At 69.7% G+C, this 3,259-nt stretch carries 4 protein-coding genes and 1 pseudogene; 1 reads left to right on the top strand and 4 read right to left on the bottom strand.

The genetic code is table 11. From position 1 onward, the window contains the following. Window positions 1-383: pseudogene (locus ACWELQ_RS41950) on the top strand (glycogen debranching N-terminal domain-containing protein); the annotation flags it as partial. A gap of 2 nt (window positions 384-385) precedes the next feature. Here ACWELQ_RS41950 and ACWELQ_RS41945 read toward each other — a convergent pair. The 4 genes from ACWELQ_RS41945 to ACWELQ_RS41930 all read right to left on the bottom strand — a co-directional run. After that, on the bottom strand, window positions 386-1,150 hold the full coding sequence (locus tag ACWELQ_RS41945; RefSeq protein ID WP_452402548.1) for an ABC transporter permease: 765 nt from the start codon (window positions 1,148-1,150) through the stop codon (window positions 386-388). After that, window positions 1,147-1,935, bottom strand: coding sequence for an ABC transporter permease (locus tag ACWELQ_RS41940; protein ID WP_452402547.1), 789 nt, complete (start codon window positions 1,933-1,935; stop codon window positions 1,147-1,149). Before ACWELQ_RS41940 ends, ACWELQ_RS41945 begins: the two co-directional genes overlap by 4 nt. Beyond that, window positions 1,932-2,906: an ATP-binding cassette domain-containing protein gene (locus tag ACWELQ_RS41935; protein ID WP_452402546.1), complete on the bottom strand. Its 975-nt coding sequence runs from the start codon at window positions 2,904-2,906 to the stop codon at window positions 1,932-1,934. Before ACWELQ_RS41935 ends, ACWELQ_RS41940 begins: the two co-directional genes overlap by 4 nt. 40 nt (window positions 2,907-2,946) lie before the next feature. Beyond that, the coding region (locus ACWELQ_RS41930; protein WP_452402545.1) for a hypothetical protein at window positions 2,947-3,259 on the bottom strand (313 nt) is incomplete at its 5' end.

Below are 3,259 nucleotides of genomic sequence, written 5' to 3'. Positions count from 1 at the left end.
GCCATCTGCCCGGGGCCCTCGAGCTGGCCACCCGGCTCGCCGACGGGCTGCTCGACGCGGCGGTCGCGTTCGGTGGGCGACTGCCCGAATTGTTCTGCGGTTTCCCGCGTGCCAAGTTCGCCGCGCCGGTCCCCTATCCGACCTCGTGTTCGCCGCAGGCGTGGGCGAGCGCGGCTCCGTTGCTGCTGGTGCGCTCCTTCCTGGGCCTGGATCCCGATGCCGGGCACCGCACGTTGACCGTGCTGCCGCATCTGCCCGCGCGTTGGGGCCGGGTGGAACTCACCGATCTGCGGCTCGGCGGCGCGGTCGTCGACCTGGCCGTGGAGGGCAACCGGGTGACAGCCACCAATCTGCCCGATGATTGGCGGCTGATCACCCACTGATCTCAGCTCTGGGCGGCCGCGCGGATATTGCGGACGGCGAGTGCGCCGAAAACCGTTGCCAGCGCGGCCGACCAGGCCAGGGTTTGCAGGATCGGGGTGGCGACGGGGCCGCCCAGGGTGAGGTTGCGCATGGCTTCGATGGCGCAGCTCATGGGCTGGGCGCGCACGACGGGTTGCAGCCAGCCCGGGTAGTTGTCGACCGGGACGAAGCCGGAGTTGAAGAACAACGCCAGCAGGGTGACGGCCGAGAACAGTTGCACCACTTTGTCGCCCGCGGCGGTCACGCCGACGGTGATGACCATGGTGGAGATGCCCGGGATGAGCAGGACCGGGATCAGCACGGCAGCGAGTGCGGCCCAGGGCCCTTGGTGGAAACGCAGGCCCAAGGCCATGCCCAGGGCGATGATGACCACGGTGCCCGCGAGGGTGCGGCCGCATTCCGCGAGCAGGCGGCCGAGCAGTCCGGCCGAACGACGCACCGGCAGGACCCAGAAGCGGCGCAGCAGACCGCTTTCGCGTTCGGCGTAGAGGGACAGACCGGTGCCCATGGCCCCGTACATGGCGCCGGTGATGGCGATCATGGGGACGAAACCGTAGATGGCGTCCGCGCCGGAAGCGCCGGTGAGCACCTTGTCCAGCACCAGCTCGTACATGAGCAGCAGCAGGACCGGGAGGATGAGGGTGGAGGTGAGCACCTCCTGTTCGCGGGGCCAGCGGCGCATGAGGCGACCGGCCTCGACCAGGGTCTGATCCAGCAGGGTTCTCACCGCCGCCGCCTTTCCACTCGCACCGACAGCGCGGTGAACACCAGGATGAGTCCGGCGCACCAGGCCGCCGAGATGGCCACGGCCGCAGGGAAGTCGCCGTCGGCGAGGCCGCGCAGCGCGGCGGCGGCCTGGGAGACGGGTTGATTGCGCACGAACGGCTGGATCCAGCCCGGGAACGCCTCGGCCGGGACCAGCCCGGTGGACATCATGGTCAGCAGCAGCTGCGGGGCCAGCAGAGCGGACGCCCCGATCTCGGGCTTGCCGGTGGCGACGCCCAGCGCATCCGCGCCGACAACCACCGCCGCGCCGAAAGCCAAGGCGAGCAGCAGAAATCCGGCCGCCCCCGCCGCCTCGTGGAAGCGGAACCCGAACACGTACCCGATCACGAGCGCACCCACGACGGCCGCCCCTGCCCGCACCAGATTCGCCGACATCCGCGCGGCCATCGGCAACCACGGCCGCACCGGCATCGACCGCAGCCGGGTTCCCATGCCGCTGAACGTGTCTCGCGCGGCGCGATCACCAGCGGACATGGCGGTGAAGAACATGCCCTGCAACACGATGACGGGCAGCAGATACTGCGCGTACTCCACACCACCCGCCTCCATGGACCTGCGCAGCGGCACATAGAAGCACAGGAAGAAGATCATCGGCGCGGCGAAGCCGAACATCAGATCGCCTTCGCGCAGCGCGGCGCGAATAGTACGCCCACTCAAAGCCTTCCATTGCAAGAAGGCCGGCACTCGGAACTGCGCGGCCGCTGACTTCGCGGTGTCGGTCGTCATATGCGCGCCTCGGCAGGCTGGGGGCGGGTGAGTTCGATGAAGACTTCGTCGAGGGAGGGGCGGCGGAGGGCGATGTCGATGAGGGCGATGTTCGCGGCGGTGACTCGGCGCAGGACTTCGGCGAGGGTGGCGGCGCCGTCGGGGGCGGGCAGGGCTACGCGGTCGGCGGATTCGGGGACGGTGAGTTCGCCGAGGCCGTCCAAGGCGGTGAGAACGCTTGGGACGTCGGCGGCTTCGACCGGGACGACCTCGCAGTAGCCGGCGCCGGAGCGGGCCTTGAGCTGGTCGGCGGTGCCCTCGGCGATGACGGTGCCCTTGTCGACGACGATGATGTTGTCGCTCAGGGCATCCGCCTCCTCGAGGTATTGGGTGGTGAGCAGGATGGTGACGCCCTGCGCTTTGAGTTCGCGCACCAGCGACCAGAGGCTCTGGCGGCTGACCGGGTCGAGGCCGGTGGTGGGTTCGTCGAGGAAGACCACCTTGGGCTGGCGCACCAGGCCGCAGGCGATGTCGATGCGGCGGCGCATACCGCCGGAGTACTGGCCGACACGGCGGTCGGCGGCCGCGGTGAGGTCGAAGCGTTCCAGCAGTTCGTCGGCGCGTTGGCGGGCCTGGGTGGGACGCAGGCCCATCAGGCGGGCGAACAGCACCAGATTCTCACGGCCGGTGAGTACCTCGTCCAGGGCGGCGTACTGGCCGGTCAGCATGATCGAGGCGCGGACGGCGTCGGCCTCGCGGACCACATCGTGACCGGCCACCAGGGCCCGCCCGGCATCGGGGCGGACCAGGGTGGACAGCACCGAGACGGTGGTGGTCTTGCCCGCGCCGTTCGGGCCGAGCACGCCCAGGACGCTGCCGGTGGGTGCGCTGAAGCTGATGCCGCGCAGGGCGTGAACCGCGCCGAAGGATTTTTCGACGGATTCGACGACTATGGCCGCGCCCGTATTGGATTGCGACACCTGGTTCTCCATCCTCGTGTTCATTCGGGTCGGGCGGGGCTGAAATCTTCGGTCAGGCGGGGCTGAGCGCGGCATGAGCGGCCCCGAGCGCCGCGACTGCCCGCTGCCAGATCTCGGTAAGACGCGCGATCTCGGCCTCATCGAAAAGTGTTGCGCTCCACCGGAACAGGACGACCAGCTGCGGCCCCTGCTCGCCCGGATAGATCGCGGCGATGAGATCGAGGGCGTAGCGCAACGGCATGTCCGGCTCGGGCGCGATCGGGAGTCGCTGGTGCAGGGCCAGATCCGTGACCGGCGTGAAGGGCGCCTCGGTGCCGGCGCCCGCGGCCAGGTCCATGCGGCCGAGGTAGTCGAAGAGCACCTGC

Source organism: Nocardia sp. NPDC004722 (genome assembly GCF_053601505.1).
The sequence above is the reverse complement of the archived record's forward strand: the minus strand, read 5'-3'. Positions and strand labels throughout refer to the sequence as shown.